This window comes from Stutzerimonas sp. CXK-1 (assembly GCF_057738225.1).
This window is the reverse complement of sequence record NZ_CM173217.1, coordinates 1,715,900-1,739,536: the sequence shown is the minus strand read 5'-3', so window position 1 is coordinate 1,739,536 and position 23,637 is coordinate 1,715,900. Positions and strand designations below refer to the sequence as shown.

The 23,637-nt window shown below is 65.2% G+C and carries 23 protein-coding genes; 4 read left to right on the top strand and 19 right to left on the bottom strand.

Features of this window, described 5'->3' with window-relative positions:
* Positions 1-114: 114 nt before the first annotated feature.
* The 6 genes from AC0KXH_RS08260 to selD all read right to left on the bottom strand — a co-directional run bounded on the left by AC0KXH_RS08260 (position 115) and on the right by selD (position 6,607).
* On the bottom strand, positions 115-2,112 hold the full coding sequence (locus AC0KXH_RS08260) for a transglutaminase TgpA family protein (RefSeq protein ID WP_488224472.1): 1,998 nt from the start codon (positions 2,110-2,112) through the stop codon (positions 115-117).
* A complete protein-coding gene (locus AC0KXH_RS08255; protein WP_488224471.1) occupies positions 2,109-3,065 on the bottom strand; it encodes a DUF58 domain-containing protein in 957 nt (318 codons plus the stop codon). The genes AC0KXH_RS08260 and AC0KXH_RS08255 overlap by 4 nt, the downstream gene beginning before the upstream one ends.
* Before the next feature lie 28 nt (positions 3,066-3,093).
* Positions 3,094-4,011: an AAA family ATPase gene (locus AC0KXH_RS08250; RefSeq protein ID WP_041105372.1), complete on the bottom strand. Its 918-nt coding sequence runs from the start codon at positions 4,009-4,011 to the stop codon at positions 3,094-3,096.
* Positions 4,012-4,161: 150 nt separating this feature from the next.
* Positions 4,162-4,440: a hypothetical protein gene (locus tag AC0KXH_RS08245; RefSeq protein ID WP_041105815.1), complete on the bottom strand. Its 279-nt coding sequence runs from the start codon at positions 4,438-4,440 to the stop codon at positions 4,162-4,164.
* A gap of 29 nt (positions 4,441-4,469) precedes the next feature.
* A complete protein-coding gene (gene mnmH / locus AC0KXH_RS08240; RefSeq protein WP_312199965.1) occupies positions 4,470-5,573 on the bottom strand; it encodes a tRNA 2-selenouridine(34) synthase MnmH in 1,104 nt (367 codons plus the stop codon).
* Positions 5,573-6,607: a selenide, water dikinase SelD gene (gene selD, locus AC0KXH_RS08235; protein ID WP_043219769.1), complete on the bottom strand. Its 1,035-nt coding sequence runs from the start codon at positions 6,605-6,607 to the stop codon at positions 5,573-5,575. The genes mnmH and selD overlap by 1 nt, the downstream gene beginning before the upstream one ends.
* Before the next feature lie 148 nt (positions 6,608-6,755).
* Here selD and AC0KXH_RS08230 point away from each other — a divergent pair, with 148 nt between their 5' ends.
* A complete protein-coding gene (locus tag AC0KXH_RS08230) occupies positions 6,756-7,742 on the top strand; it encodes a patatin-like phospholipase family protein (RefSeq protein ID WP_061339317.1) in 987 nt (328 codons plus the stop codon).
* Positions 7,743-7,755: 13 nt separating this feature from the next.
* On the opposite strand, the gene AC0KXH_RS08225 is transcribed toward AC0KXH_RS08230, so the two are convergent.
* The 8 genes from AC0KXH_RS08225 to AC0KXH_RS08190 form a co-directional block, all read right to left on the bottom strand.
* Positions 7,756-8,838 (bottom strand): AI-2E family transporter, encoded by a 1,083-nt coding sequence (locus AC0KXH_RS08225; RefSeq protein WP_041105365.1) that lies wholly within the window; start codon positions 8,836-8,838, stop codon positions 7,756-7,758.
* Positions 8,839-8,918: 80 nt separating this feature from the next.
* Positions 8,919-9,725 carry a DUF4892 domain-containing protein gene (locus AC0KXH_RS08220; protein WP_488224470.1) on the bottom strand — a complete coding sequence of 269 codons (807 nt, stop codon included), beginning with the start codon at positions 9,723-9,725 and terminating at the stop codon, positions 8,919-8,921.
* Between the two features lie 245 nt (positions 9,726-9,970).
* Positions 9,971-10,828: an alpha/beta hydrolase gene (locus AC0KXH_RS08215; RefSeq protein WP_488224469.1), complete on the bottom strand. Its 858-nt coding sequence runs from the start codon at positions 10,826-10,828 to the stop codon at positions 9,971-9,973.
* Positions 10,825-11,634 carry an alpha/beta fold hydrolase gene (locus tag AC0KXH_RS08210; protein WP_043219758.1) on the bottom strand — a complete coding sequence of 270 codons (810 nt, stop codon included), beginning with the start codon at positions 11,632-11,634 and terminating at the stop codon, positions 10,825-10,827. Before AC0KXH_RS08210 ends, AC0KXH_RS08215 begins: the two co-directional genes overlap by 4 nt.
* 135 nt (positions 11,635-11,769) lie before the next feature.
* Positions 11,770-12,210, bottom strand: a complete 441-nt coding sequence (locus AC0KXH_RS08205; protein WP_061341277.1) for a hotdog fold thioesterase — start codon at positions 12,208-12,210, stop codon at positions 11,770-11,772.
* Between the two features lie 51 nt (positions 12,211-12,261).
* A complete protein-coding gene (gene sixA, locus AC0KXH_RS08200) occupies positions 12,262-12,720 on the bottom strand; it encodes a phosphohistidine phosphatase SixA (RefSeq protein WP_041105358.1) in 459 nt (152 codons plus the stop codon).
* The gene (locus AC0KXH_RS08195) at positions 12,717-13,058 is read right to left on the bottom strand and encodes a DUF4389 domain-containing protein (protein ID WP_041105356.1); all 342 of its coding nucleotides are present in this window, start codon (positions 13,056-13,058) and stop codon (positions 12,717-12,719) included. The genes sixA and AC0KXH_RS08195 overlap by 4 nt, the downstream gene beginning before the upstream one ends.
* A 21-nt stretch (positions 13,059-13,079) precedes the next feature.
* Positions 13,080-14,102: an NAD(P)H-dependent glycerol-3-phosphate dehydrogenase gene (locus AC0KXH_RS08190; RefSeq protein ID WP_061341278.1), complete on the bottom strand. Its 1,023-nt coding sequence runs from the start codon at positions 14,100-14,102 to the stop codon at positions 13,080-13,082.
* Between the two features lie 369 nt (positions 14,103-14,471).
* Here AC0KXH_RS08190 and fabA point away from each other — a divergent pair, with 369 nt between their 5' ends.
* Together fabA and fabB are read left to right on the top strand one after the other, a co-directional pair.
* Positions 14,472-14,987, top strand: coding sequence for a 3-hydroxyacyl-[acyl-carrier-protein] dehydratase FabA (gene fabA, locus AC0KXH_RS08185; RefSeq protein ID WP_041105354.1), 516 nt, complete (start codon positions 14,472-14,474; stop codon positions 14,985-14,987).
* Between the two features lie 11 nt (positions 14,988-14,998).
* Entirely contained in the window at positions 14,999-16,216 is a 1,218-nt protein-coding gene (fabB, locus tag AC0KXH_RS08180; protein ID WP_041105353.1) for a beta-ketoacyl-ACP synthase I, read from the top strand.
* Positions 16,217-16,353: 137 nt separating this feature from the next.
* On the opposite strand, the gene sstT is transcribed toward fabB, so the two are convergent.
* The 5 genes from sstT to AC0KXH_RS08155 all read right to left on the bottom strand — a co-directional run bounded on the left by sstT (position 16,354) and on the right by AC0KXH_RS08155 (position 22,848).
* Entirely contained in the window at positions 16,354-17,583 is a 1,230-nt protein-coding gene (gene sstT, locus AC0KXH_RS08175) for a serine/threonine transporter SstT (protein ID WP_488224468.1), read from the bottom strand.
* Between the two features lie 184 nt (positions 17,584-17,767).
* Positions 17,768-19,390 (bottom strand): methyl-accepting chemotaxis protein, encoded by a 1,623-nt coding sequence (locus tag AC0KXH_RS08170; protein ID WP_488224598.1) that lies wholly within the window; start codon positions 19,388-19,390, stop codon positions 17,768-17,770.
* A 143-nt stretch (positions 19,391-19,533) separates the two neighbouring features.
* Positions 19,534-21,153, bottom strand: a complete 1,620-nt coding sequence (locus AC0KXH_RS08165; RefSeq protein WP_488224467.1) for a methyl-accepting chemotaxis protein — start codon at positions 21,151-21,153, stop codon at positions 19,534-19,536.
* A gap of 149 nt (positions 21,154-21,302) precedes the next feature.
* Positions 21,303-21,767 carry a DUF3859 domain-containing protein gene (locus AC0KXH_RS08160; protein WP_488224466.1) on the bottom strand — a complete coding sequence of 155 codons (465 nt, stop codon included), beginning with the start codon at positions 21,765-21,767 and terminating at the stop codon, positions 21,303-21,305.
* Positions 21,768-21,816: 49 nt separating this feature from the next.
* Positions 21,817-22,848 carry an amidohydrolase family protein gene (locus AC0KXH_RS08155; RefSeq protein WP_312381643.1) on the bottom strand — a complete coding sequence of 344 codons (1,032 nt, stop codon included), beginning with the start codon at positions 22,846-22,848 and terminating at the stop codon, positions 21,817-21,819.
* Positions 22,849-23,145: 297 nt separating this feature from the next.
* On the opposite strand from AC0KXH_RS08155, the gene AC0KXH_RS08150 reads away from it, so the two are divergent.
* Positions 23,146-23,580 (top strand): OsmC family protein, encoded by a 435-nt coding sequence (locus tag AC0KXH_RS08150; protein WP_041105349.1) that lies wholly within the window; start codon positions 23,146-23,148, stop codon positions 23,578-23,580.
* The last annotated feature ends 57 nt before the right edge of the window (positions 23,581-23,637 follow it).

Genomic DNA, 23,637 nt, shown 5'->3' with positions numbered 1-23,637 from the left:
CACCTCTTGGTCTTATCGTTGACGCACTATAGGACGCCCAGCCAGCCGGTGGCCGGCGGCAACGGGCCCGGAATGATCACTCATGCCGGCCGCGAATGGCGCGATATCTGCGAGTCAAACCGGCCGATCACTGCGCCTGCGGCGCCAGGGCAGCGCGCGTCGCAGCTGGCGCAGGGCAGCCGGCAGTTCATCGGCTCGCCCGTCCTGGCCAGCGTATCGCTGGGCTTCGTAGCAGCGCACGAAGCGATCGATCGCCGCAGCCTGATCGGGGAGCTGGTGCGCGGCGCGCTGTGCAAAACTGCGCGGCCCCTCGCCCGGTGCCCGCATAATGCCGTGCCGCGCGAGCAACCGCTCGAAACGCTGGAACTCGCGCAGCTGGGGATCGCCGCGCTGCCAGGGCTTGAGCAGGAGCAGCGCCAACAGGCCGAGCAACCCGCCGATCGCCGCCACCAGGCCGATACCCAGCCGTGTTCCATCAACGTTGCCAAACCAGCGCTGCAGCAGGCCGCTCTGGGTATCCGCCTGGTAACCGAGCACCCAGCGCTGCCAGCCATAATTGAGGCTGTCCCAGGAAAATCGAAGCCGATCAATCCAGCCGATTCCGCGAAAACGCAGCAGCGACAGCGGCTCGTCATCGAACAAGGCGCGCTCACCGGCGAGCGCTTCCTGAAGCCCGCGCTCGACCCGCTCGGGGGCGACCTGGAAGGTCGGGTCGACGCTGACCCAGCCGCGCTCGGCCGTCCAATACTCGACCCAGGCGTGCGCGTCGAACTGGCGCACGGTGAGGTAGTCGCCCGCGGGATTGAATTCGCCGCCCTGATAGCCCGCCACGACACGAGCCGGGATGCCCGCTGCGCGAAGCACAAAGGCCATTGCCCCCGCGTAGTGCTCGCAGAATCCGGCGCGCGTCTCGAAAAGAAATTCGTCGACGGCGTGCTCGCCCAGGGTTGGCGGTCTGAGCGTGTAGCGATACGGCTCACGGTGGAAGTGGCGCAGCACCGCCTGGACGATGACCTCGGGCTGCCCGCCCTCGCCAAGCATCTCGGCAGCCCAGGCGCGACTGCGCGGGTTGCCCGTCCCCGGCAACGACAGCGAGCGCCCAAGGCTGGCCGGCGCCGTCTGCGCCTCACGCCGGGCCGCCGGCCAGGAGCGCGCGCGGTACAACAGCGGCTGGTTTATCGGCCGTGGCGTCTGCAGGTGGAAGTCGGCCATCAGGCGCGCCGGCACGCCTTCGACCTGCGGTACGTCGAGGCTGTAGAGCCAGGGCCGACCGCTGGGCTCCATCACCACGCTGTAGGCTACCGGCGCACCGCTCGGCTGCCAGTCCGGCGCTGCCAGCAGCTGTGCGGGTCGGGATTGCGACCAGCGCCGACCATCGAAGCGCTCGAAGGTCACCGCACGCCAGTACAGCGCTTCCAGCGGCGGAGCCGCGCCGTCGAAGCTCACACGAAAGGCGAGCGCCGCCGACTGCCCAAGGCTTGCGAGGTCGCCCGGCGCCATGCTGTCGGACAGCCCCGTGCTGCCGCGCTCCGGCGCCTGCGGCAGCGACCAGAGCGGCGGCAACCGCGGAAAGAACAGAAACAGCAGGACCATCACCGGCACGGCCTGCAGCAGCAGGGTGCCCGCCAGCCGCAGCATTGGCCACGGCCGGGTGACCAGGCTGCTCTGCTGCAGACCGATCAAGGCGGCCAGCAATGCGGTGACGGGCAGCAGGCTGTAAAGGCCGGCCAACAGGCCATCCTCGAACAGGTAGCTGGTCACCACGGCAAACAGGCCGAGAAACACCAGCACCAACGCATCGCGCCGCGTGCGCATTTCCACCAGCTTGAGGATGAACGCAGCGATCAACAACACGACGCCGGCCTCCAGGCCGACCAGGCTGCCGCGCGAAAAATACACGCCAAAGCCCGCGCCGAGCATCATCAGCGCCTTGGCCCAGCCTCGCGGATAGCGCGCACGCATTCGGAATATCTGCACACGCCAGCTGGCGCAGGCCAGCCACAGCGCAATGATCCACAGCGGCACATGGCCCAGGTGCGGCAGGATCACCAGCACCTGCGCCACCAGCAGCCAGATCAGGCTATTACGCGGAATCAACGCGGCAGCCGTCATACGGCCGACTCCGGTTTCGACGCATACAGGGCCAGCGCGCGCAGGCAGCGCTGCTGATGTTCGCTGCCGCTAGCCGGCCCGAGACGTTCGCCCGGCAGGCTCAGGCTGAATGGTTGGCCGTAGGCGCTCAGTTGCACCACCCAGTGACAGAGCGTCGAAAGGCGCGTCTCGACATCACCGGCCAGGGCGGCGAAGTCCAGCTCCGGATCGGAGCCTGCAAGGGCCGCGAAATCCTTGACCAGAAGTCCCTGGCCACGGGAAAACGCCTTCCAGTTCAGACGCCGACGGGAATCGCCCGGCTGCCAGTGACGCTGGCCCTGGTAGTCGTCCGCGCCGGCGCCGCGCGCCTGGACGCCCTCGCCAGTGTCCAGCCCGGGCATCGAGGGTAGTTCGGCGACGAGCGGTCGCGGGTAGACCAGCGCGGCCAACTGCAGGTCGACCCAGCTCCAGGCCACCAGCAGCCCGAGCGGAAAGCGGCTTTCGACCCGCAACCGCCCGGGCCGCAGCCAGCCGCGTGTGGTGGCCGGCAGATCGAGTTCGACCTCCAGGCTGCCGGCGGCCGGCACATCCAGCAGGCGCATGCCGCTGGCAGGCCAGCCCACGGCGACTGCCTGATAGCTGCGCCCGCGGCTTTCCAGACGCACCTTCAACCGAGCCTGCTCACCGACGAAAGCGGCGCTCGCCCCGCCGGCGTGCAGGACCAGGCCGGCCAGGTTGCGCCAGGTGTGCAGGATGCTGACCAGAAACAGCGAGCCAAGCAGAAAGGTCATCGCGTAGGCCAGGCTGTTCTGATAGTTGATGGCTGCCAGCATCATCAGCAGCAGTGCCCCCAGAAAGGCCAGCCCGGTACGCGTCGGCATGATGAAGATCCGCCGCTGGTCGAGCCGTACACTCGGCGCAGGCGGAATACGCTGCAGCAACCAGCGGTCACGGAAGCGCGGCAGCAGCCTCAAGGCCGGGCGCCCTGTTCGAGTCGCCGCATCAGAGCGCCGGTACCTCGCGCAACAGCCACTGCACCAGCGCGCCGCCACCATGCCCGCTGGCATCGGCGCTTTCGCGCAGACGATGGCCGAGTACGGCCGGCAACACGGCCTGAACGTCTTCGGGAATGACGTAGTCGCGGCGATCCAGATAGGCCCAGGCGCGCGCAGCCGCCAGCAGGGCCAGACTACCGCGCGGCGAAAGGCCCCAGGCGAACTGGGGTTGACTACGCGTCGCCTCGGCCAGACGCAGGACATAATCGACCAGCGCGTCGCTGACACGCACCTGCGCGACGTCCTGCTGAATCGCTGCGAGCGCGGCATGGTCGAGCAGCGGCTGCAGCTCGGGCAACAGTTCGCGGCGCGACTGGCCCTGCAGCAGCGCACGCTCGGCGGCACGCGCGGGATAACCGAGCGACAAGCGCATCAGGAAGCGATCCAGCTGCGATTCGGGCAGGGCAAAGGTTCCGCTCTGGCTCACCGGGTTCTGCGTGGCGATGACGAAGAACGGCTGCGGCAGGGCGCGCGTGGCGCCCTCGATGGTCACCTGCCCCTCCTCCATGGCCTCGAGCAGGGCGCTTTGGCTCTTGGGCGTGGCGCGATTGATCTCGTCGGCCAACACCAACTCGGCAAAGATCGGCCCGGGGTGAAAGACGAAGCCGCCACTGTCCTTGTCGAACACCGAAGTGCCGAGAATGTCGCCAGGCAACAGGTCGGAGGTGAACTGGATTCGCTGGAAACTCAATCCCATGACCCGGGCCAGCGCATGGCTCAGCGTGGTCTTGCCCATCCCGGGCAGATCTTCGAGCAGGAGGTGACCGCGCGCCAGCAGGCAGGTGACGGCCAGACGAACCTGCGACTCCTTGCCCAGCACCACCTGATTGACGGCGGCCAGACAGGCCTCGAGTCTCGCTTGCATGGGAACCCCTTTCCCGTTCGATGGCCCGATGCTACTGGCCACACGCATCGGCGCCAAGCGGCTGAAACCTTTGATGACAAACCCGTCTCACCCGAGCGCCAGGCGCTTGGCGAGGGCCGGAACCGTCGCCAAGCCGGGAACGGATGCGGTTCAGCGCCCGGCGCGCGACTCGCTCAAGTAAAAGCGTGCCTTGCGTGCCTTCTCCGTGCAGCTGCGGAAGCCTTCGAACTGCTGCTGCGTCTTGGCCGCCGTGAGCAGCGCCATGGCCTTGGTATAGCTCACCGTCCCGGCGAAGCCTTCGGCCTCGGCAAGGCTCTGTTCCTTCCACGCCGCCTCGAGCTCGGCTGCGCAGCTGTCCCGGTAAGCCGTCTTGCCGGCACAGCCGGCCAGCAGCAATGCCAGCACAGGTACTGCCACCACGATCTTCATCGTCATAACCGCATCTCCTCTGGAGCCAATCATGCCTGCCGTTTCGACGCCCGCTGGCGCAGGTACTCGACCACCTCGGCCTGGGGGCCGGAAAACTCGATACGCTGCGCCTTGCTCTGCCGCTGGTAGGCGTACATAGGATCGTAGTACTCAGCGAGCAACGCTTCGATCCAGGCGCGATGCAGATCGACCTCGCCGCTGCGCGACTGCTCGGCCAGCGCCTGATCCATCAGCAGCGCGAGGCGCTTGTAGCATTCGCCACCCAGGCGCTTCTGGATATTGACCAGGCTTTGCTGCAAACGCTCGGCGAAGGCAGCGAAGCCCGTATCACCGAACTCACTGACGAACTCGGCGCACAGGTCGATCACGTAATCCTTGAGAATGCGCTCGATCCGGCCCTCCAGGCTGTCTTCCAGCCAGACCAGCGGGTAGGCCTGCATGCCCTGGAACAGCGGCAGGGGTATCGAGCAGCGGCCCACCAGGCGCGCCTCATCTTCGATGACGAACTGCTGGGTACCGGCCGCGCGGTACTTCAGCAGGCGAATGGCCAGTGCGTTCTCGAAGTCGATCTGCGCCGGCTGCGGTGTTGCGCGCTTGCCGAAGCTCGAGCCGCGATGATTGGCCAGCCCTTCGAGGTCGAGGCTGTTGTCCAGCTGCGCCAGCACCTCGGTCTTGCCGGTGCCGGTCATGCCGCCGACAAGCACGAAGTCGCACTCGGCCACTGCCTGATCGAGCGTGTCGAGCAGGAAATGCCGCATCGCCTTGTAGCCGCCGACCACACGGGGGTAGTCGATGCCGGCCTCGCGCAGCCACTGCTGCACGATCTGCGAGCGCAGCCCGCCACGAAAGCAGTAGAGGTAGCCGTTCGGGTGCTGTTCGGCGAAGGCGGCCCAAGCCTGCATGCGCTCGTCCTTGACCTTGCCGGAAACCAGGCGGTGTCCCAGCTCCAGCGCGGCCTTCTGGCCGTGCTGCTTGTAGCAGGTCCCCACCTTCTGCCGTTCGGCATCGTTCATCAGGGGCAGGTTGACCACCCCGGGGAACGCGCCCTTGGCGAATTCCACGGGAGCCCGCGCATCCATCATCGGTATGTCGCTAAGGAAAATCGCGCGGTAATCGCTGCTGTCCGGGCGCATCAACGAACCTCTACCGCGTGGCTGCGGGCTTCGACCAGCTCGCCTATCGGCGCCAGGTCCAGCCCGAGCTCGGCTGCCAGCGCAAGGAACTCTGCTTCGCCTTCGGGCGCGACGGCGACCAGCAGGCCGCCGCTGGTCTGCGGGTCGCACAACAGGTCGCGCTGCGTCGACGCCAGCTCGGCGATGCGGTGGCCGTAGCTATCGAAGTTGCGCTGGCTGCCGCCGGGCACGCAGCCCTGCTCGAGGTAGTACTCCACCCCCGGCAGGCGCGGAACGCGCGCGTACTCGATCTGTGCGGTCAGGCCGCTGCCGTCGGCCATTTCCACGAGGTGCCCAAGCAGCCCGAAGCCGGTGACGTCGGTCATCGCCCGCACGCCTTCGAGCCTGGCGAAGCGGCTGCCGGCCGAATTCAGGGTGCACATCCAGTCACGCGCCAGGCCGACGTCTTCGGCGCGCAGCTTGGCCTTCTTCTCCGCGGTGGTGAGGATGCCGATGCCGAGCGGCTTGGTCAGGTACAGCCTGCAGCCAAGCGCAGCGGTGTCGTTGCGCTTCATGTGGCGCTTGTCCACCACGCCGGTCACCGCGAGGCCGAAGATCGGTTCCGGAGCATCGATCGAATGGCCACCGGCCAGCGGGATGCCCGCCGCGTCGCAGGCCGCGCGGCCGCCGGCGACCACCTCGCGCGCCACCTCGGGCGGCAGCAGGTTCACCGGCCAGCCAAGGATGGCGATGGCCATCAGTGGATCGCCTCCCATGGCGTAGATATCGCTGATGGCGTTGGTTGCGGCGATACGGCCGAAATCGAACGGATCGTCGACGATGGGCATGAAGAAGTCGGTCGTGGAGACCACACCGCGCTCTTCGTCGATGCCATAAACCGCTGCATCGTCGCGCGAGGCATTGCCGACCCATAGCCGCGGGTCGAGGTTCTGCGCACCGCTGCCGGCAAGAATGACGTCCAGAACCTTGGGCGAAATCTTGCAGCCGCAGCCGGCGCCATGACTGTACTGGGTAAGGCGGATCGGTTCGCTCATGGGAAATTCTCGACGCTCGAAACGGGCGGCGATTGTAGCAAAGGGCGCCCGCCCGGGCGCGTGGCCGGCAATCGCGGCCGAGCCTCTCCGGGGCCTTGCCGAGAAGCCCTGCAGGCGTGATGCTTGTGCTCTGGCAAGGGAGGATGGCATGAGCAAGAAAGTGGCCCTGGTACTGGGCTCGGGAGGCGCAAGGGGATACGCGCACATCGGCGTGATCGATGAACTGGAACGTCGCGGCTATGAGATCGGCTGCGTCGCGGGATGCTCGATGGGCGCCGTGGTCGGCGGCATCTATGCTGCCGGCAAGCTGGGCGAGTACCGCAGCTGGATCGAGAGCCTGGACTACTTCGACTTGCTGCGCCTGATGGACCTGAGCTTCAGCATGGGCGCGATCCGCGGTGAAAAGGTCTTTGGCCGCATTCGCGAAATGCTCGGCCAGATCAACATCGAGGACCTGCCGATCCCCTATACCGCAGTGGCCACCGACCTGACGCATCAGCAGGAAATCTGGTTCCAGGAAGGCCGGCTGGAGCTTGCCATGCGTGCCTCAGCGGCGATTCCCAGCCTGTTCACGCCGGTGGTCCAGGGCACTCGTGTACTGGTCGATGGCGGCCTGCTCAATCCGCTGCCGATCGTTCCGGTGGTCTCGGCGCACTGCGACCTGATCGTTGCGGTCAATCTCAACGGCAACAACCATCGCCAGTATCCCCTGCCCGAGATCGAACGCGCCGGACGGTTCGACAACATGTTCACGTCACTCAGCGCCCATCTGCCGTTCTGGCGCAAGGAAGCGGGAGACGCGACCGGCGCACTGCCGCACCTGCGCGAGACGGAGCTGATCGATCAGCCGCCCGCGGCGCCAACCGGCCAGGGCGCGCCGAAATCTGCTGAAGGCGCGACGGTAATGGACGTCAGCGGGCCGGCCTCGCTGCTGGATCTGGTCAACCAGAGCTTCGACGTCATGCAGTCATCGCTGACCCAGTACAAGATTGCCGGCTACCCGCCCAATGTGCTGGTGAACATTCCCAAGCGGGCCTGCCGCTTCTATGAGTTTCACAAGGCACAGGAGCTGATCGAGCTCGGGCGCATCGTGACCCGCGACGCGCTCAGCGCCTACGAACAGGAAGGCGCCTGAGCGCCCCGGGGCCCTAGGGGTGGTGCTCCGGGCGCGGGAGAATCGCCTCTTTCTTTGCCGCTTCCGGGACTTCCTTGACCAGCCAGTCGCTGAGCAGGCTGTAGGCCACGGCCAGGAGGGTCGGCCCCAGGAACAAGCCCATGAAGCCGAAAGCCAGAATGCCGCCGAAAACGCCGAGCAGCACGACGACCAGCGGTAGGTTGCCGCCGCGGCTGATCAGATAGGGCTTGAGGATATTGTCCACGCCGCTGATCACGAACATGCCCCAGATGCCGAGAAACACGGCCATCCCGTAATCACCCTGCCAGACCAGCCAGCCCACCGCCGGCCCCCAGACCAGTGGCGGGACCATCACGAAACTGAAGCCGAAGGTCAGCAGCCCGAGCACCAGTGCCGCCGGCACGCCGGCGATGCTGAAACCGATGTAGGCCAGTACCGCCTGTGCCGCCGCGGTGCCGATCACCCCGTTGACCACGCGCTGGATGGTGCCGGCGACCAGTTCGAGGTAATGCTCGGCGCGGTCGCCGATCAGCCGTGCCAGCATGCGCTCGGCGAAAGCCGCCAGATAGGGGCCGTCGCGATAGAAGAAGAAGACCAGAATCAGGCTCAGCGCCAGCTCCAGCATTCCGCCGCCGATACGCGCGCTGCGCACCAGCAGCCAGTTGCCGACCTGGCCAACGTAGGGCCGCAGCTGGGCGAACAGCGCAGTGCCCTGCTCGTCCACCGTTGCCCACAGCTCCAGCAGGTTGTCGCCGACCAGCGGGATATCGCCGAGCCAGGCCGGCGGCGCCGGCAGGCCGCTGACCTGCAGGTTGTGCAGCAAGGCGTTCACCTCGCGGATCTGGTCGGCGATGTTGAAGCCCAGCCAGACCAGCGGGATGGCCACCAGCACCATCCAGCCGAGTGTCAGCAGGCCGGCCGCGAGGCTGGCATTGCCCTTCAGCCAGCGCGTGAGCAAGCGCATCAACGGCCAGCTGGCGAAGGCCAGTACCGCTGCCCAGAACAGCGTTGAGGCAAAGGGCGCCAACACCCACAGGCAGGCGCCCAATAGCGCGAGGAGCAGAATCTGCGCCAGAAGGCGGTCATTGTTGAGCATCGAGGGCACCCGAGAGGAAGGAAACACGGCTCAAGCAAACGCAGCGGCCGGCGAGCGGCTATTGCACCCGCCCTGCAGCATCAGCGCAAGAGCCGGATGGTCAGACCGCTCTCGTCGGAGCCGTCGAGTTCCAGACGGCGAGCGCTGATGCGCTCGGCAATCAGGGCGTCCCGCCAGGCCGGCGCCGCGCGCCCGGCAATCGTCACCCGCAGGGTGCTGTCGAGCCGAAGCATGCTGGCCAGCAGCGCGCCCCAATCGGCCACCGGCTCGTCCGCCAGGCCTGCCAGACGCAGCTCGCCAGCACTGCGCAACTGGCGCAGCAAGGTGGCGGCATTGGGCAGGATGTCGCCGAGCGGCTGCTCCGGCACGAGCTGCTCTACATGCAGATAGGGTCGACCGTTGCCGCGGGTGATGCCATATAGCGCGATCAGTCGATCAGCGGGCTCGCGTAGCCGCGCCAGCAGGTAGGCCTGCTGGGCATCCGGCCCGTAAAGCGTGGAACGTCCGAAAATCGCATTGGCCCAGAGACTGCTCGCACCGCAATCGCGCCCCTCGCACCAGTACAACAGCTCGGCCCCCTCCTCCAGGAGCTTCACACGCGCCTGATCGAAAGCCTCGATGCCGGCATGGGTTTCCGGCAATCGATAGGTGATGGTCGTCAGCTGACCGGAGGCGGCGACCTGCGCCGCCATTCGCAAACGCCCACTGATCCGGCGTACCGAATCCCTTGGGTAGATGCGCTCGGGTACAGCTTCCTGTCGGTAATCGACGATTCGCGCCTGCGGGTAGCGTGGCAAGGTCGCGAGGTCGGCACTGGCCGGAACGTCCGCGGCAGACGCCGCGGCACCGAAGATCAAACCCAATGCGGCCATTAGCCCTGTTCGCATAATGCTCCCTTGCCCTCAGTCGAAATCTCGGTACCGTTCGAGCAAGCGGAACACATTCGGCACATGCGGTCTCGATACCACCCAGCGACACCCGCAACCGGCCGCGGTCGTCCCCGGCCTGACAGAGTGCGCAAAGGTCGGCCGCATCGCCCTGGTGGACGCTTTGCTGCCCGTCAGCGCAGCCTCACCAGTTGCCGGAACCAAGTCAAGCCAGGTTTGCCACCGGATCTTGCAGGACGCCTGCTTCAGCTCGAGAGGAAGGGGCCGAGCACCGCGGCCACCCTGGCGGCGCCTGCCTCATCATCCAGATGCAGATGGTGGCCGCCGGGCATGAGCTGCACCTCGAACGGGAAAGAACGCGCCAGCTCGAGCATGCCGGCCTCCTGCATCAAGCCACGCTCGGCCACGACGAGACTGGTCGGACAGCTGACGGCGCTGGCGAAGGCCAGCGCATGGGCTCGGGTCAGCCGCATCGGCGATGGCAGCGTCAGGCGCGGATCGGTGCGCCAGGTGTAACCGCCCGGCACAGGCATCAGCCCCCTCTGCGCCAGCAGCTCGGCCGCCTCATGACTGACCTTGACCGCTGCCTTCATGCGCGCGGCCACCGCCTGTTCGAAGGAGCCATGCACCGGCTTGCGCTTGCGCGCCAGGGCCAGTTGCGCCTTCAGAGCCTCACCCAGCTTGACCGGAGCGGCCTCGGCTTCGCCGGTATAGGGAATGAACGCATCGATCAACGCGAGGCGCTCGACGCGCTCGGGCCATGCCCCGGCCAGCAGCACCGACACGATCGCCCCCATCGAGTGACCGAGCAGCGAGAAGCGTTGCCAGCCCAGCTGCTCGGCGACCTGCAGGACATCGTGTGCGTAATCCCAGATCTGGTAAGTCGCGCCGGGCGGGCGATGCTGGGAATGACCATGTCCCGGCAGGTCGAGCGCGACGATGCGCAGCCCGTCGAGCCTGGGTGCCAGGCGATGAAAGCTCGCCGCGTTGTCCAGCCAGCCATGCAGCGCGATGACTGGCCGGCCGTCGACCGGCCCGTACAGATGCGCGGCAATTTCGGTGTGCGGCAGCGTCAGGCGCGTTTCTTCGAACGGCACGCTCATGCGAAGCGCCCTCGCAAGCTTGCCTCACTCCACTCGCCGAGCAGCTGGCGCAGCACGCCGGCCGTTTCCAGCGGCCGCTCGAACGGAAACATATGCCCACCCGGCACGCTCAGCGCGCGGCCGTGCGGCATCAGCCGAAGCAGGTAGCTGTGATGCGGCATCACCACGTTGCTCTTTTCGCCGCGCACCATGGCAACCGGCACCTGCAGAGTCGGCGGCCAGCCCGGGGTGAGGTGCGGAACGCTGCGGTAGATGCGAATCTCCGTTTCCGGATCGAAGCGCAGGCGCAAGCCCTGCTCATCCTCGGTCAGGCCATGCTCGACATAGGCATCCAGGCACTCGGGATCGAAATCACGGAACAACGCCTTGTCGGCGAAGTAGTCGCGGGCCTGCTGGCGGTCATCGAAGCGCTCCCGACGTCCCAGTGTGCGGCCGGCAGGTGTCAGGCGGTCGATGAATCCCAACCGCTTGGCCAGCCAGATCACTGTCTGATCGAACCAGGTTGGCACCGGCGAATCGAGCATCACCACGCCGCGGTACAGCTCAGGGTGCCGCAATGCGGTGTGGTAATGCAGGATGCCGCCCATCGAGTGCCCGACGCCCCAGACCGGCTGATCCAGGCGCGACAACCGCTGCGCCAGTTCCTCGACCAGATTCGTCCAGTTGTCATCGACCGGAAACAGCGGGTCGTGCCCATGCAGACCGATATGGGTGACTTCGAAATCCGGCGCCAGCGCGTCGAACATCTTGCCGTAGGTGGCACAGGGGAAGCCGTTGGCGTGGGCGAAAAAGATGCGCTGTGACATGAGCCTGCAGAATGGATCCAGAGAGCACCCATTGTCTGGCGCCACAGGGAGCGCGGCAATCGCCATGGCTATGCGGAATGGGCGTCATTCATGCCAAACAGCGGGCCATCACCGACCCGCTGGCCACGGCGCCGCTCAGCTCGTCGCGGTGGTCGGCAACGGAACGATCGCCACGGTCAGCCGCGAAATGCAGCTGGCCTTTCCGTCGCCGCCGGTCAGCCGAATATCCCAGACATGCGTCGAGCGCCCCAGATGCACAGGGCGACACACGCCGGTCACCCGGCCGCTGCGCAAGCCACGTAGATGGTTGGCATTGACTTCCAGACCGACACAGTAGAAGCGCGACGTGTCGATGCAGTGATAGCTGGCCATCGAGCCAAGGGTTTCGGCCAGCACCACGGAAGCACCGCCGTGCAACAGGCCGAAGGGCTGATGGGTCCGCGAATCGACCGGCATACTCGCAGTGATCGACTCGTCATCGAACGCCTCGAAACGGATGTCGAGCAGCTCGCTGATCGTGTTCTTGCGGTTTTCATGCAGTTGAGCCAGATCCGGCTCGCGCTTCCAGATGCCCACAGGCGTTCTCCGTCGTTCTTATTGGATGGATCGGGCGCGCTGCGCGCCGCGTCAGCGACTGTGACGCAGCGAAGCGAGCGACATCAACCCGGCTGCCAGCTGCTCGCCCTCGAGTTCGGCAAGCGACGCGGTGCCCATGGGTAGCGCGTCGCCACGGCTACCGGTAACCAGCCAGCCGCCCAGCGCACCGACAAATGGCTGATGGGTCACCAGCAGCAGCTCCTGTTCGCTGCGACGGTCCAGATAGAGCATGGCATCACGCAGGTCGGTGTCCGGGGTCAGCCAGTTCACCGTTTCGATCGGTGCTGCAAAACCAAGCGCCTGGCGTACCAGCTCGGCGGTCTGCTGCGCACGCAGGTAGGGGCTCGCAAGGATCGCTTGCAGCGGCCGGCCCTGCAGATGCGCGGCACTTTGCGTGACTTCATCGCGGCCGTGCGGGGTGAGGCTGCGCTCGGCATCGGTGCGCGCCCGCGGCTCGGCCTCCCCGTGACGCAACAGCCACAGCCTCATGGCGCCGGCTCTTGGCGCGGCGGCTCAGGCTCGCTCGGCGAGCGCGGCGCGGCCTGCAGATCCGCCGGACGCGCCGTCGGCCAGTCAGACAACGGCCAAGGCTTGTGATCGGTATTGAAGGTGCCGAAACGGCCGATCTGCGCAATGTACTGGCTGAGGCTGTCGCCAAAGGCCTGCAAACTGGCGTCGGGCTGGCCTTTCATCAGACGCAGCACCAGCTGCAGCAGGACCACGGCGAGCAGCAGCAGCTCGGCCAGCTGCCAGGCAAAGAAGAAAACCAGCATCCACACGGCTCGCAGGATCAGCGACTCGCGCTCGGCGGTACGGTTGGCGTCCATTACATTCTCCGGCTTGTGATGTCAGAAACCGTCCGTGGAAATGAAATCCACGTCGGTCTTGGGCTCGCCGCGCATCAGCACGCCGATGACCTGATCGAGCGTACGCCCCTCGAAAAGCACCGCATGCAGGCCTGCGACGAGCGGCATGTAGACCTGCAGTTCCTCGGCCTTGGCCTTGAGCACCTTGATCGTGTTGACACCTTCGGCCACCTCGCCCAGGCGCGAGACGGCCTCTTCCAGGCTCAGCCCCTGCCCCAGTGCGTAGCCGACCTGAAAATTGCGGCTCTTCGACGAGGTGCAGGTGACGATCAGATCGCCTACCCCGGCCAGCCCGAGAAAGGTCATCGGATTGGCGCCCAGGCGCACGGCGAAGCGTGTCATTTCTGCCAGCGCACGGGTTATGAGCATGCTGCGGGTGTTTTCGCCCATGCCGAGCGCCGCCGCCATGCCGGCCATGATCGCATAGACATTCTTCAGGGCGCCGCCGAGTTCCACGCCAAAACGGTCGGCACTCGCGTAGACCCGGAACGTACGGCCATGCAGCACCGCCTGCACGGCCCGGCACAGCGCTTCGTCATCGCTGGCGACAACGGTCGCGGTCAGCGCATGCTCGGCGACTTCGCGTGCCAGATTGGGTCCGGACAGCACACCGATCCGGGCGTCTGGAGCGACCTGCTCGAGAATCTGGCTCATCAGCATGAAGCCCTGCGCCTCGATGCCCTTGGTGGTGCTGACGAGCATCTTGCCGGCCAGTTGAGCTGCGCAAGGCTGCAGCACCTGGCGCAGCGCCGATGAGGGCAACGCGACGAACACTAGCTCGCAGGCCGCGAGCGTGGCGTTCAGATCGGTGGTTGCCTGCACCGCCGGCAGCAGGTCGATACCCTTCAGGTAGCGCGGATTCTGGCGCAGCGTACGGATGCTCTCGGCCTGCTGCTCGTCACGCATCCAGAGCAGGACGTCGTGCCCGTTCTCAGCCAGCAGGTTGGCGATCGCGGTACCAAAACTGCCGCCACCGAGCACGGCAATGGGTTGCTTCGTTGTCATGAATCTTCCGAATTTAGCCTTTTCGGCAGTGCCGGCATTATACGTCGCGAAGCAGGGGCGGCCAGCGCTGTACTGCGGTGGCAAAGCACTCCCCCTGCGACAAACTGACGGCCCCTGGGGCCGGCCGTGCAACGTTGGTCTAGGTCAACAAGCCGGCTAGTAGTTCTTCGCAGCCAGGCCAGTGGTGTTAAAGTAGCCGACCAATTTTGTCGCTGCGCCCGCGGGCGCCCGCGCAGGCACGTATTGCCGCGCTGTGACTTTCAGCACAGCGCGGCAGTCTATGTGCTTAGTGTTTATGATCAGGCCTCCATTGCCAGGCCCGGTGAATGCAGCAAGCCCCTTCGATGAGGGGCCCATTGAGGAAAACGCATGACCAAACAACACGCCTTTACCCGGGAAGATCTGCTTCGTTGCAGCCGCGGCGAACTGTTCGGCCCCGGTAACGCGCAACTGCCCGCCCCGAACATGCTGATGGTCGATCGCATCACGCACATCAGCGAAGTGGGTGGCAAGTACGGCAAGGGCGAGCTGGTCGCCGAGCTGGATATCAATCCAGACCTGTGGTTCTTCGGCTGCCACTTCCTCGGCGACCCGGTCATGCCCGGTTGCCTCGGCCTCGACGCCATGTGGCAGCTGGTCGGTTTCTACCTGGGCTGGCAGGGCAATCCCGGCCGCGGCCGCGCACTCGGCTCCGGCGAGGTCAAATTCTTCGGTCAGGTGCTGCCGACCGCCAAGAAGGTGACCTACAACATCCACATCAAGCGCACCATCAATCGCTCGCTGATCCTCGGTATCGCCGACGGTACCGTCAGCGTCGACGGGCGCGAGATCTATAGTGCTGAAGGGCTGCGTGTCGGCCTGTTCACCTCCACTGACAGTTTCTGAAGGACATCCGCATGCGTCGCGTCGTGATCACCGGTCTGGGCATCGTTTCCTGCCTGGGCAATGACAAAGACACCGTTTCCGCCAACCTGCGCGCCGGCCGCCCCGGCATTCGCTACAACCAGGCCTACGCGGACATGGGTCTGCGCAGCCAGGTGTCCGGCTCCGTTGACATCAACCTGGAAGAGCTGATCGACCGCAAGGTCATGCGCTTCATGGGTGACGCCGCGGCCTATGCCTACCTGGCGATGGAGCAGGCGGTCAAGGACGCCGGATTCAGTCTCGATGACATCTCCAACCCGCGCATCGGCCTGATCGCCGGTTCCGGCGGAGCCTCGACCATCAACCAGATGGAAGCCATCGACATCCTGCGTGAGAAGGGTGTCAAGCGCATCGGCCCATACCGCGTACCGCGCACCATGAGCAGCACCGTGTCGGCCTGCCTGGCCACGCCGTTCCGCATCAAGGGCCTGAACTACTCCATCGCTTCGGCCTGCGCCACCAGCGCTCACTGCATCGGCCATGCCATGGAGCAGATCCAGATGGGCAAGCAGGACGTGGTCTTTGCCGGTGGCGGTGAAGAAGAGCACTGGAGCCAGAGCTGCCTGTTCGACGCCATGGGCGCGCTGTCCAGCCAGTACAACGAGACGCCGGAAAAGGCCTCGCGCGCCTACGATGCCAACCGTGACGGTTTCGTCATCGCTGGCGGCGGCGGCATTGTCGTGGTCGAGGAACTGGAGCATGCGCTCAAGCGCGGCGCCAAGATCTACGCTGAAATCGTCGGCTACGGCGCGACCTCCGATGGCTATGACATGGTTGCCCCGAGTGGCGAAGGCGCGCTGCGCTGCATGCAGCAGGCGATGTCCACCGTCGAAGGGCCGATCGACTACCTCAACACCCACGGCACCTCGACGCCAGTCGGCGATGTGGCCGAGATCAAGGCCGTGCGCAACATGTTCGGCGACAAGGTGCCGGTGATCAGCTCGACCAAGAGCCTGTCGGGCCACTCGCTCGGTGCAGCCGGCGTACACGAGGCGATCTACTGCATGCTGATGATGCAGGGCAACTTCCTGGCCGCTTCTGCCAACATCGAAGAGCTCGACCCGGAAGTGGCGGACATGCCGATCCTGCGCGAGACGCGCGAGAACGCGCAGTTCGACACCGTGATGAGCAACAGCTTCGGCTTTGGTGGCACCAACGCCACCCTCGTGCTCAAGCGCTGGAAGGGCTGATCGGCCTTCTTCGTACGAGTAAAGGAAACGGCGCCCACGGGCGCCGTTTTTTTTGGTTCAGGCCGGGCTGCCGGCTGACCGATCACAGCCCCACCCTGCGAGCGGGGCCATCCATGTCAGGCGCAACCGGCAAAGCGCTACTCGGCGTCTACCGTGTCGCCATGCGCGATACAGGACGCCGCCGTGAAGAGGGCATCCGTGGACGAGTTCAACGCCGTTTCCACCGAGTCCTGGACCACGCCGATGATGAAGCCCACCGCCACCACCTGCATGGACACATCGTTGGAAATGCCAAACAGGCTACAGGCCAGGGGGATCAGCAACAGCGAACCACCGGCCACGCCAGACGCGCCACAGGCGCACACGGCGGCCAGCAGGCTCAGCAGCAAGGCACTGGGCAGGTCCACCGGAATGCCCAACGTATGCACCGCGGCCAGAGTAAGAACCGTGATGGTGATCGCGGCACCCGCCATGTTGATCGTCGCCCCCAGTGGGATCGACACCGAATAGGTGTCCTTGTGCAATCCCAGGCGCTCGCAGAGCTGCAGGTTCACCGGAATGTTGGCGGCCGAGCTGCGGGTAAAGAACGCCGTGATGCCACTCTCACGCAGGCAAGTGAAGACCAGCGGATAGGGGTTGCGGCGGATCTGCCAGTAGACGAGCACAGGATTGAGCACCAGCGCGACGAACAGCATGCTGCCAACCAGTACCGCCAGCAGCTGGGCATAACCCACCAGCACGCCGAAGCCCGAAGTCGCCAGGATATTGGCCACCAGACCGAAGATGCCCAGCGGTGCGCAGCGGATGATCAGCTGCACGATGCCCGTCACCCCTGCCGAGAGATCGCTCACCAGGCTGCGAGTGCTCTCCCCGGCCGAGCGGAACGCGAGGCCGAGCGCGATGGCCCAGGCAAGGATGCCGATGAAGTTGCCTTGCAAGAGTGCGTGCACGGGGTTGTCGACGATGTTGAACAACAGGGTCTTCAGCACCTGGGCCACCCCTGAAGGCGGCACCACGTCGCTTACTTCCGATACCAGCGTCAGGCTGGTCGGAAACAGAAAGCTCGCTACCACTGCCGTGACTGCGGCGCTGAGCGTACCCAGCGCGTAAAGGCCGAGGATCGGACGGATGTGGGTCGGCTGGCCGCGCTGGTGATTGGCCAGTGACGCCGCCACCAGGATGAATACCAGGATCGGCGCCGCCGCTTTCAGGGCGGCAACGAAAAGGTCGCCCAGCAGACCGGCCGAACGGGCCGCCTCGGGCGCCAGCAGGGCGAGCACGACGCCGGCGATCAGGCCGACGACGATCTGCGCCACCAGGCTGGTGCGGTTCAGGAATCGAAACAGACGAGTGGAAAGATCGGACATGGGGGCCGCTTCTTGTGTTCTGGATGAGTGGCTGCGGGCGCTGCCGAGCGTTCGACCGACCGCCCCGCACAAGGCTCGGCATGGTACGCCCCCTGCCCAACGAAGCCCAGATGCGCCCCATCGCCGCGGCTAGGCTGCAGAAACAAAAAGGCCCCGCCAGAGCGGGGCCTTTGAATCAGCACGATCACACGCTGAAGCGAGCCACCAGCGTGTTCAGGTCGACGGCCAGTCGCGCCAATTCCTGACTGGCGGCCGTCGTCTGGTTGGCCCCGGCCGATGTCTGCAGCGACAGATCACGGATGTTCACCAGGTTGCGGTCCACTTCGCGCGCGACCTGCGCCTGCTCTTCCGAAGCGCTGGCGATGACTAGGTTGCGCTCACTGATCTGGCTGATCGCCAGGGCGATGCCTTCGAGCGCCTCCCCGGCGGCCTGGGCCATTTCCAGCGTAGTGCGCGCACGGTCGTTGCTGACTTGCATGGCGTGCACGGCGCTATCGGTGCCCTGATGAACCGAGCCAATCATCTGCTCGATTTCCTGCGTCGACTGTTGCGTGCGATGCGCCAGGGCGCGCACCTCGTCGGCGACCACGGCAAACCCTCGTCCGGCATCCCCTGCCCTGGCGGCTTCGATGGCGGCGTTGAGTGCCAGCAGGTTGGTCTGTTCGGCAATCGAGCGAATCACATCGAGCACCTTGCTGATATCACGCACGTGCTCGGCGAGCTGCTCGACTTCGGCGGCGGTAGCGGTGACGTCTTCGGCCAGCAGACCGATCGACTCGACCGTCCTGAGTACCTGCTCGCGGCCGTGCTGGGCCGTCGCGTCCGATTCGCGCGAGGCCTCGGACGTGGCAACGGCATTGCGGGCCACCTCATCCACAGCGGTCGTCATCTCGTTGACCGCGGTTGCCGCCTGCTGGATCTCGTCATTCTGCTGGTGCATGCCGCGCGTCGAGTCCTCGGTGACGGCGTTGAGCTCCTCCGCCGCCGAGGCGAGCTGGTTCGACGAATCGGCGATACGCTGGATGGTGTCGCGCAGGCTGTCCTGCATGCTCGCCAGCGCCGTCAACAGGCGTGCCGGCTCGTCACGGCCCACGATGCTGATCGAGTGCGTGAGGTCACCGCTGGCCACGACCTCGGCGACGCGCACCGCCTCGTTGAGCGGCTGCACGATGCTACGTGTCAGCAGGATCGCCAGGGCAACGGTCAGTATGGCCGCAAGCAGCAAGGCGACGACTACGCCATTGAAGGCATGCGAGGCCGTGTCGTCGGACAGGCGTGCCGCCTCGAGCGCTTTCCCCCGGGAGAACTCGATGAGTTCGCGAACCGCCTTGGACGCGGCATCGGCATGCTGATTGAGCTCGCCGCGCGTCAGTGCCCGCGCACCTTCCTGATCGCCTTGCAGCGCCAGTTCGACGATCTGCGTCTGATAACGCTCGTAGTCGGCCATGGCCTGATCGAAACCGGTGATGATCTTCCGGCCTTCAGGTGTCCGGATCAGCGGTTCGGCTTTCTCACGGGCGCTGCGAAACGCCTGTTTAACGGCATCGATCGCCGTTACCGCCGTCTGTTGCTGTGCTTGCGTGTCGGCTACCAGCAAGCGCAGGGTGGCCGCGCGGATGCGCAAGAATTCCTGGTTCAGCTCACTGAGCTGAATGATGGCGGGAAGCCAGTGTTCATTGACCTCCTGCGACTCGCGCTGCATGGTCGACATCTGCTGAAGCGAGAAACCGCCGAGCAGAAAGACCAGCAGCGCCACAACACCGAAGCCGATGCCCGCCCGAAGCGCAATGCTGAGTTGTCTAAGCATGGATATATACCCCCTGAGGTAAAGGCTGCGTCCTGCCATGGCTATCGCCAGGAACCCGCAAAACTTTACGACGAACGGTAAAAAACCACTCCATGCAAAGGGTTTTTACGAGGGCGGTGTTTTGACGCACCACCCTCGGCGCGTCAAATACTGAAACGCGCGACCAACCCGTTCAGCTCGACGGCCAGGCGAGCCAGCTCCTGACTGGCAGCGCTGGTTTGATTCGCCCCCGCAGCCGACTGCATCGACAGATCGCGGATATTGACCAGGTTGCGATCGACCTCGCGGGCAACCTGTGCCTGTTCCTCCGAGGCGCTGGCGATCACCAGATTGCGCTCGCTGATCTGGCTGATCGCGCTGGCGATCTCCTCCAGCGCCTCACCGGCCCCCTGCGCCAGGTCGAGCGTCGAGCGGGCGCGCTGGTTGCTCGTCTGCATCGCCTGGACCGCCTTGTCGGTACCCTGGTGCACGGCACCGATCATCTGCTCGATTTCCTGCGTGGATTGCTGCGTGCGGTGCGCCAGTGCCCGCACCTCGTCCGCCACCACGGCGAAACCGCGCCCGGCATCGCCCGCCCGGGCCGCTTCGATGGCCGCGTTGAGTGCAAGCAGGTTGGTCTGCTCGGCGATCGAACGGATCACATCCAGCACCTTGCTGATATCGCGCACCTGGCCGGCCAACTGCTCGACCTCGCTGGCGGTGGACGTCACATCCGAGGCCAACAGGCTGATCGACTCGACCGTGCGAATGACCTGCTGGCGGCCCCGCTGGGTGGTCGCATCCGACTCACGCGACGCCTCGGAGGTGGCCACGGCATTGCTGGCCACCTCGTCGACCGCGGTGGTCATCTCGTTGACCGCCGTCGCGGCCTGCTCGATTTCGTGGTTCTGCTGGTGCAGGCCGCGTGTCGAGTCCTCGGTCACCACGTTGAGTTCTTCGGCGGCCGAAGCCAGCTGATTGGACGAGTCGGCAATGCGCTGCACGGTTTCGCGCAGGCTGCCCTGCATGCTCTTGAGCGCCGCGAGCAAACGAGCCGGCTCATCCTTGCCGTCGATCTCGATCGGCCGGCGCAGATCACCAGCGGCCACGCTTTCGGCGACTTCGACCGCCTGGCTCAACGGCTGCACGATGCTGCGCGTGAAGGCCCAGGCCAGCAACCAGGTCAACACCCCCGCGGCAATGATGGTCAGAATCATCCACAGACGCGCCTCGCCGAACAGCTCGTCGGCCTTCTGCGCCGACAGCTCGGCCTGTTCATTGTTGAAGGCGATCAGCGAGCGAACTTCTTCGCTCATGGCGGACGCCACCTGATTGAGTTGCGAACCGACCAGTTCGATAGCCTGAGTCAGCTCGCCGCTCGCCTCCAGGCGCAGAATTTCACGCAGCACGGCCTCGAAGTGCTCGCGCGCGCCCTGGTACCGCTCGAACAGCGCTCGTTCTTCGGCCAGGAAGATCGTCTTGGCATAGGCCTCTTCGACTGGCCGAAGGCCCTCGACGAACTGGTTGACGTTGGCACGGTTCTCGGTAACCCGGGCGCGGTCGAGTAGCAGGCGCAAGGTATGGATGCGGATGCGCATCGTGCGCTGGTTGAGGTCGCCCAGCGCCGTGATGCTGGGCAGCCACTGGTTGCTGACCTTGGCCGCCTCTTCGCGTATCGAGGTCATCTGCCGCAGGGCGAACAAGCCCAGCAGGAGAACGATAAGGCCGATCAGGCCGAAGCCCAGCGCTGAGCGCTTGGACAGATTCAGGTTGCGTAACGACATGAGACAGCTCACTCCATGACTGATGGCAGCAGCAGGCACTGCCAAATCAGTCACAAGTATCGGAGCCTCTTCACGAAAACTTGATTGTTTGACGTCAATAAACTGCCAAACAACCTGCCGGACCGATGAATGGTTCGGCCAGCCAGGCCTCACTGCACCTCGAACGTCTGTTCGGCCAGCTTGCGATCGCCTTGAAACACCAGAAAGCGCCACTCGCCAGGGGCCAGCTCATGGGGCTCGGTGAACTCGAATGCCATGACGTCATGGCTCGCTTCGGGCGCCATGGCCTGCACCACCTCGAACTTGTCGTGTCGTGCGCCATTTGGCCCCACCACGCCCGGCGTCAGGTACAGCAATGTCAGCGGGGCATCGCCTTCCCTCTTGCCGGCCAGCACGTAGCGCATACCAAACTTGGTACCTAGCCTGGCGGGAATGACGGACGTCCGCTGAATAGGCTGCTGGCCGGTGCGAAGCATGCGCTGGCCTGGCTCCAGTTCGACTTGCGGGCTTTCGAAAATACCGTATTCCACCTCGCCTTCCAGCCTGACCTCGGCCAGCGCGCTGGAGGACAGGCACACCGCCGCCATGAGACGAAGCGCGGATATCAAACGCATGTCAGCTTCCTTAGTGCTGTAGGGAAGCCGAGCCTATGACACGCGCATGTCAGGGATGTGACACCTTCACTTCTTCGCGACGCTCGCGGGGCAGTACGGCGAGAAAGTTGTCGCGAGCGACCTTGCGTGCTGTGCTCTCGGAGAGCGCATCGAGGAACGGATCGAAATCGGCAAGCCCCTCGGCCAGATTCTCGAAGTGCCCGACCACATCCGATCCGAGCATGAAGCGTGTCGGGTGGCGTTCCACCAGTTCCACCCATTTCGGGTCGGGCTGGCCCTTGGCATCTATCAGATAAGGATGGAGCATCGTCCACGAGAGGTCGATGTACAGGTTGGGATACTCATCGAGCAGACGCGTCACCACCGGCAGCAGAAACTCGAGCTTTTCCTGATGCCGGTGCAACTCCATGCTGGTGCCGGCATGGGCCCAGATGAAGCGTGTGTGAGGATGGTTGCGCAGCGGCTCCTCCAGTTCCTCCAGATAGAGCGGATTGCGTTCTCGCTTGGAGGTGATGTTCGAGTGCAGCATCACCGGCAGGTCGAATTCGGCAGCCAGGTGGTACACGCGCGTCAGCGCCTCGTTGTTCGCTCGCGGGGTATCACCCTCGGTAAGCGCGGTCACGTCGTCATGACGGGTGAATATCTCGCCGATGCCCTGCCATAACCCAGGGTTCAGCTCCAGCATTCGCCGAATGTGCGCGTCGGCGTTCTTGTCGTTCGGGTTGAAGCCCGACAAAAACGGGTGAAAGCGCTTGCGCTGCTCGGGGTCGACTTCCTTCATGGCAGCCGCCACCAGCACATCGGTGGCGCTGTACCAATAGACCGGTGCGTCGTCGCCAGCATAGTAGCGCGGCCGCTTGGGTTCGTTCTCGTGCCACTTCTTGGCCACGGGTATCCCGCTGATCATCACGTGCTCGATACGTCCTTCGTCCATCGCCTCCAGCAGCTTGGGCATACCCTGGGTTTCCTGGAAGAAATCAACGTAATGCAGGTGGGCATCGCTATACGCATACTCGCGCGCCTGCGCGGGCGCGCTCACGCAGAGCGCCACCAAGGCGGCGCCGGTGAAGATTCGAAACATTCAAGCCTCCTGGTCAAGGGTGCCGTTGGTTGCGTCCGCCCGACGCGCCGCGTCGCCCAGGCAGCACGGCGCCAGCATCGATGCCGGCTGCATCGGTTCGAACCAAGCCCTACGGCCTGCTCCATAGACAGATCACCCGGCCGCCTCGTTTCATCGGCCCCGTTTCGCTTTGTGACGACAGGCCCTCAAGATACCCCCACCCCTATATGACAAGCATCAAGGTAGGCCCTCCCTGGCGCCGCTAAGCTGCCCGGACCAGGCTGCGCAACGGCAGCCAGCGAACCGGAGTGAGCAAAGATGGCAAGCAAAACGATCACCGCTCGTGGACAGATGGGCTCGGGCATGAACATCGAGGTCGAATGCGGCAATCACCGCCTGGTGATGGATCAGCCCAAGCACGCCGCCGGGCATGACCTGGGCCCGACGCCGCTGGACGTGATCCTGTCAGCGATCGCCGGCTGTTTCGGCACCATCGGCCGCATCATCGCCCATCAGCAAAAGATCGACCTGCGCGGCATGCGCTTCGAACTGGAAGCGGACTATGACCCGGACGGCCTCCTGGGACGCAACCGGGACGTGCGCCCTGGGTTCGAAGAGATCCGCGTCAGGGTCGACATCGATGCCGAGTTGTCTGCCTCCGAGAAACTCGAACTGCTGCGAGAGATCGAGCGCCGCTGTCCGGTCGCCGACAACCTGGCGCATGGTACGCGGCTGGTCAGTGAACTGGCCTGATCGCAGAAACGAAAAGGCCCGGCGATTGCCGGGCCTCTCCTAGCGGCGCGAGTTGCC

Excerpts from the sequence above, each read along its gene's own strand:
- AC0KXH_RS08210 (WP_043219758.1), bottom strand. The coding sequence starts at position 11,634 with ATGTCACAGCGCATCTTTTTCGCCCACGCCAACGGCTTCCCCTGTGCC.
- AC0KXH_RS08230 (WP_061339317.1), top strand. The coding sequence starts at position 6,756 with ATGAGCAAGAAAGTGGCCCTGGTACTGGGCTCGGGAGGCGCAAGGGGA.
- AC0KXH_RS08150 (WP_041105349.1), top strand. The coding sequence starts at position 23,146 with ATGGCAAGCAAAACGATCACCGCTCGTGGACAGATGGGCTCGGGCATG.
- AC0KXH_RS08250 (WP_041105372.1), bottom strand. The coding sequence starts at position 4,011 with ATGCAAGCGAGACTCGAGGCCTGTCTGGCCGCCGTCAATCAGGTGGTG.
- AC0KXH_RS08260 (WP_488224472.1), bottom strand. The coding sequence starts at position 2,112 with ATGACGGCTGCCGCGTTGATTCCGCGTAATAGCCTGATCTGGCTGCTG.
- AC0KXH_RS08195 (WP_041105356.1), bottom strand. The coding sequence starts at position 13,058 with ATGGACGCCAACCGTACCGCCGAGCGCGAGTCGCTGATCCTGCGAGCC.
- AC0KXH_RS08220 (WP_488224470.1), bottom strand. The coding sequence starts at position 9,725 with ATGCGAACAGGGCTAATGGCCGCATTGGGTTTGATCTTCGGTGCCGCG.
- AC0KXH_RS08155 (WP_312381643.1), bottom strand. The coding sequence starts at position 22,848 with ATGTTTCGAATCTTCACCGGCGCCGCCTTGGTGGCGCTCTGCGTGAGC.
- AC0KXH_RS08190 (WP_061341278.1), bottom strand. The coding sequence starts at position 14,102 with ATGACAACGAAGCAACCCATTGCCGTGCTCGGTGGCGGCAGTTTTGGT.
- AC0KXH_RS08225 (WP_041105365.1), bottom strand. The coding sequence starts at position 8,838 with ATGCTCAACAATGACCGCCTTCTGGCGCAGATTCTGCTCCTCGCGCTA.
- AC0KXH_RS08160 (WP_488224466.1), bottom strand. The coding sequence starts at position 21,767 with ATGCGTTTGATATCCGCGCTTCGTCTCATGGCGGCGGTGTGCCTGTCC.
- fabB (WP_041105353.1), top strand. The coding sequence starts at position 14,999 with ATGCGTCGCGTCGTGATCACCGGTCTGGGCATCGTTTCCTGCCTGGGC.
- AC0KXH_RS08245 (WP_041105815.1), bottom strand. The coding sequence starts at position 4,440 with ATGAAGATCGTGGTGGCAGTACCTGTGCTGGCATTGCTGCTGGCCGGC.
- sstT (WP_488224468.1), bottom strand. The coding sequence starts at position 17,583 with ATGTCCGATCTTTCCACTCGTCTGTTTCGATTCCTGAACCGCACCAGC.
- AC0KXH_RS08170 (WP_488224598.1), bottom strand. The coding sequence starts at position 19,390 with ATGCTTAGACAACTCAGCATTGCGCTTCGGGCGGGCATCGGCTTCGGT.
- fabA (WP_041105354.1), top strand. The coding sequence starts at position 14,472 with ATGACCAAACAACACGCCTTTACCCGGGAAGATCTGCTTCGTTGCAGC.
- AC0KXH_RS08165 (WP_488224467.1), bottom strand. The coding sequence starts at position 21,153 with ATGTCGTTACGCAACCTGAATCTGTCCAAGCGCTCAGCGCTGGGCTTC.
- sixA (WP_041105358.1), bottom strand. The coding sequence starts at position 12,720 with ATGAGGCTGTGGCTGTTGCGTCACGGGGAGGCCGAGCCGCGGGCGCGC.
- AC0KXH_RS08215 (WP_488224469.1), bottom strand. The coding sequence starts at position 10,828 with ATGAGCGTGCCGTTCGAAGAAACGCGCCTGACGCTGCCGCACACCGAA.
- selD (WP_043219769.1), bottom strand. The coding sequence starts at position 6,607 with ATGAGCGAACCGATCCGCCTTACCCAGTACAGTCATGGCGCCGGCTGC.
- mnmH (WP_312199965.1), bottom strand. The coding sequence starts at position 5,573 with ATGCGCCCGGACAGCAGCGATTACCGCGCGATTTTCCTTAGCGACATA.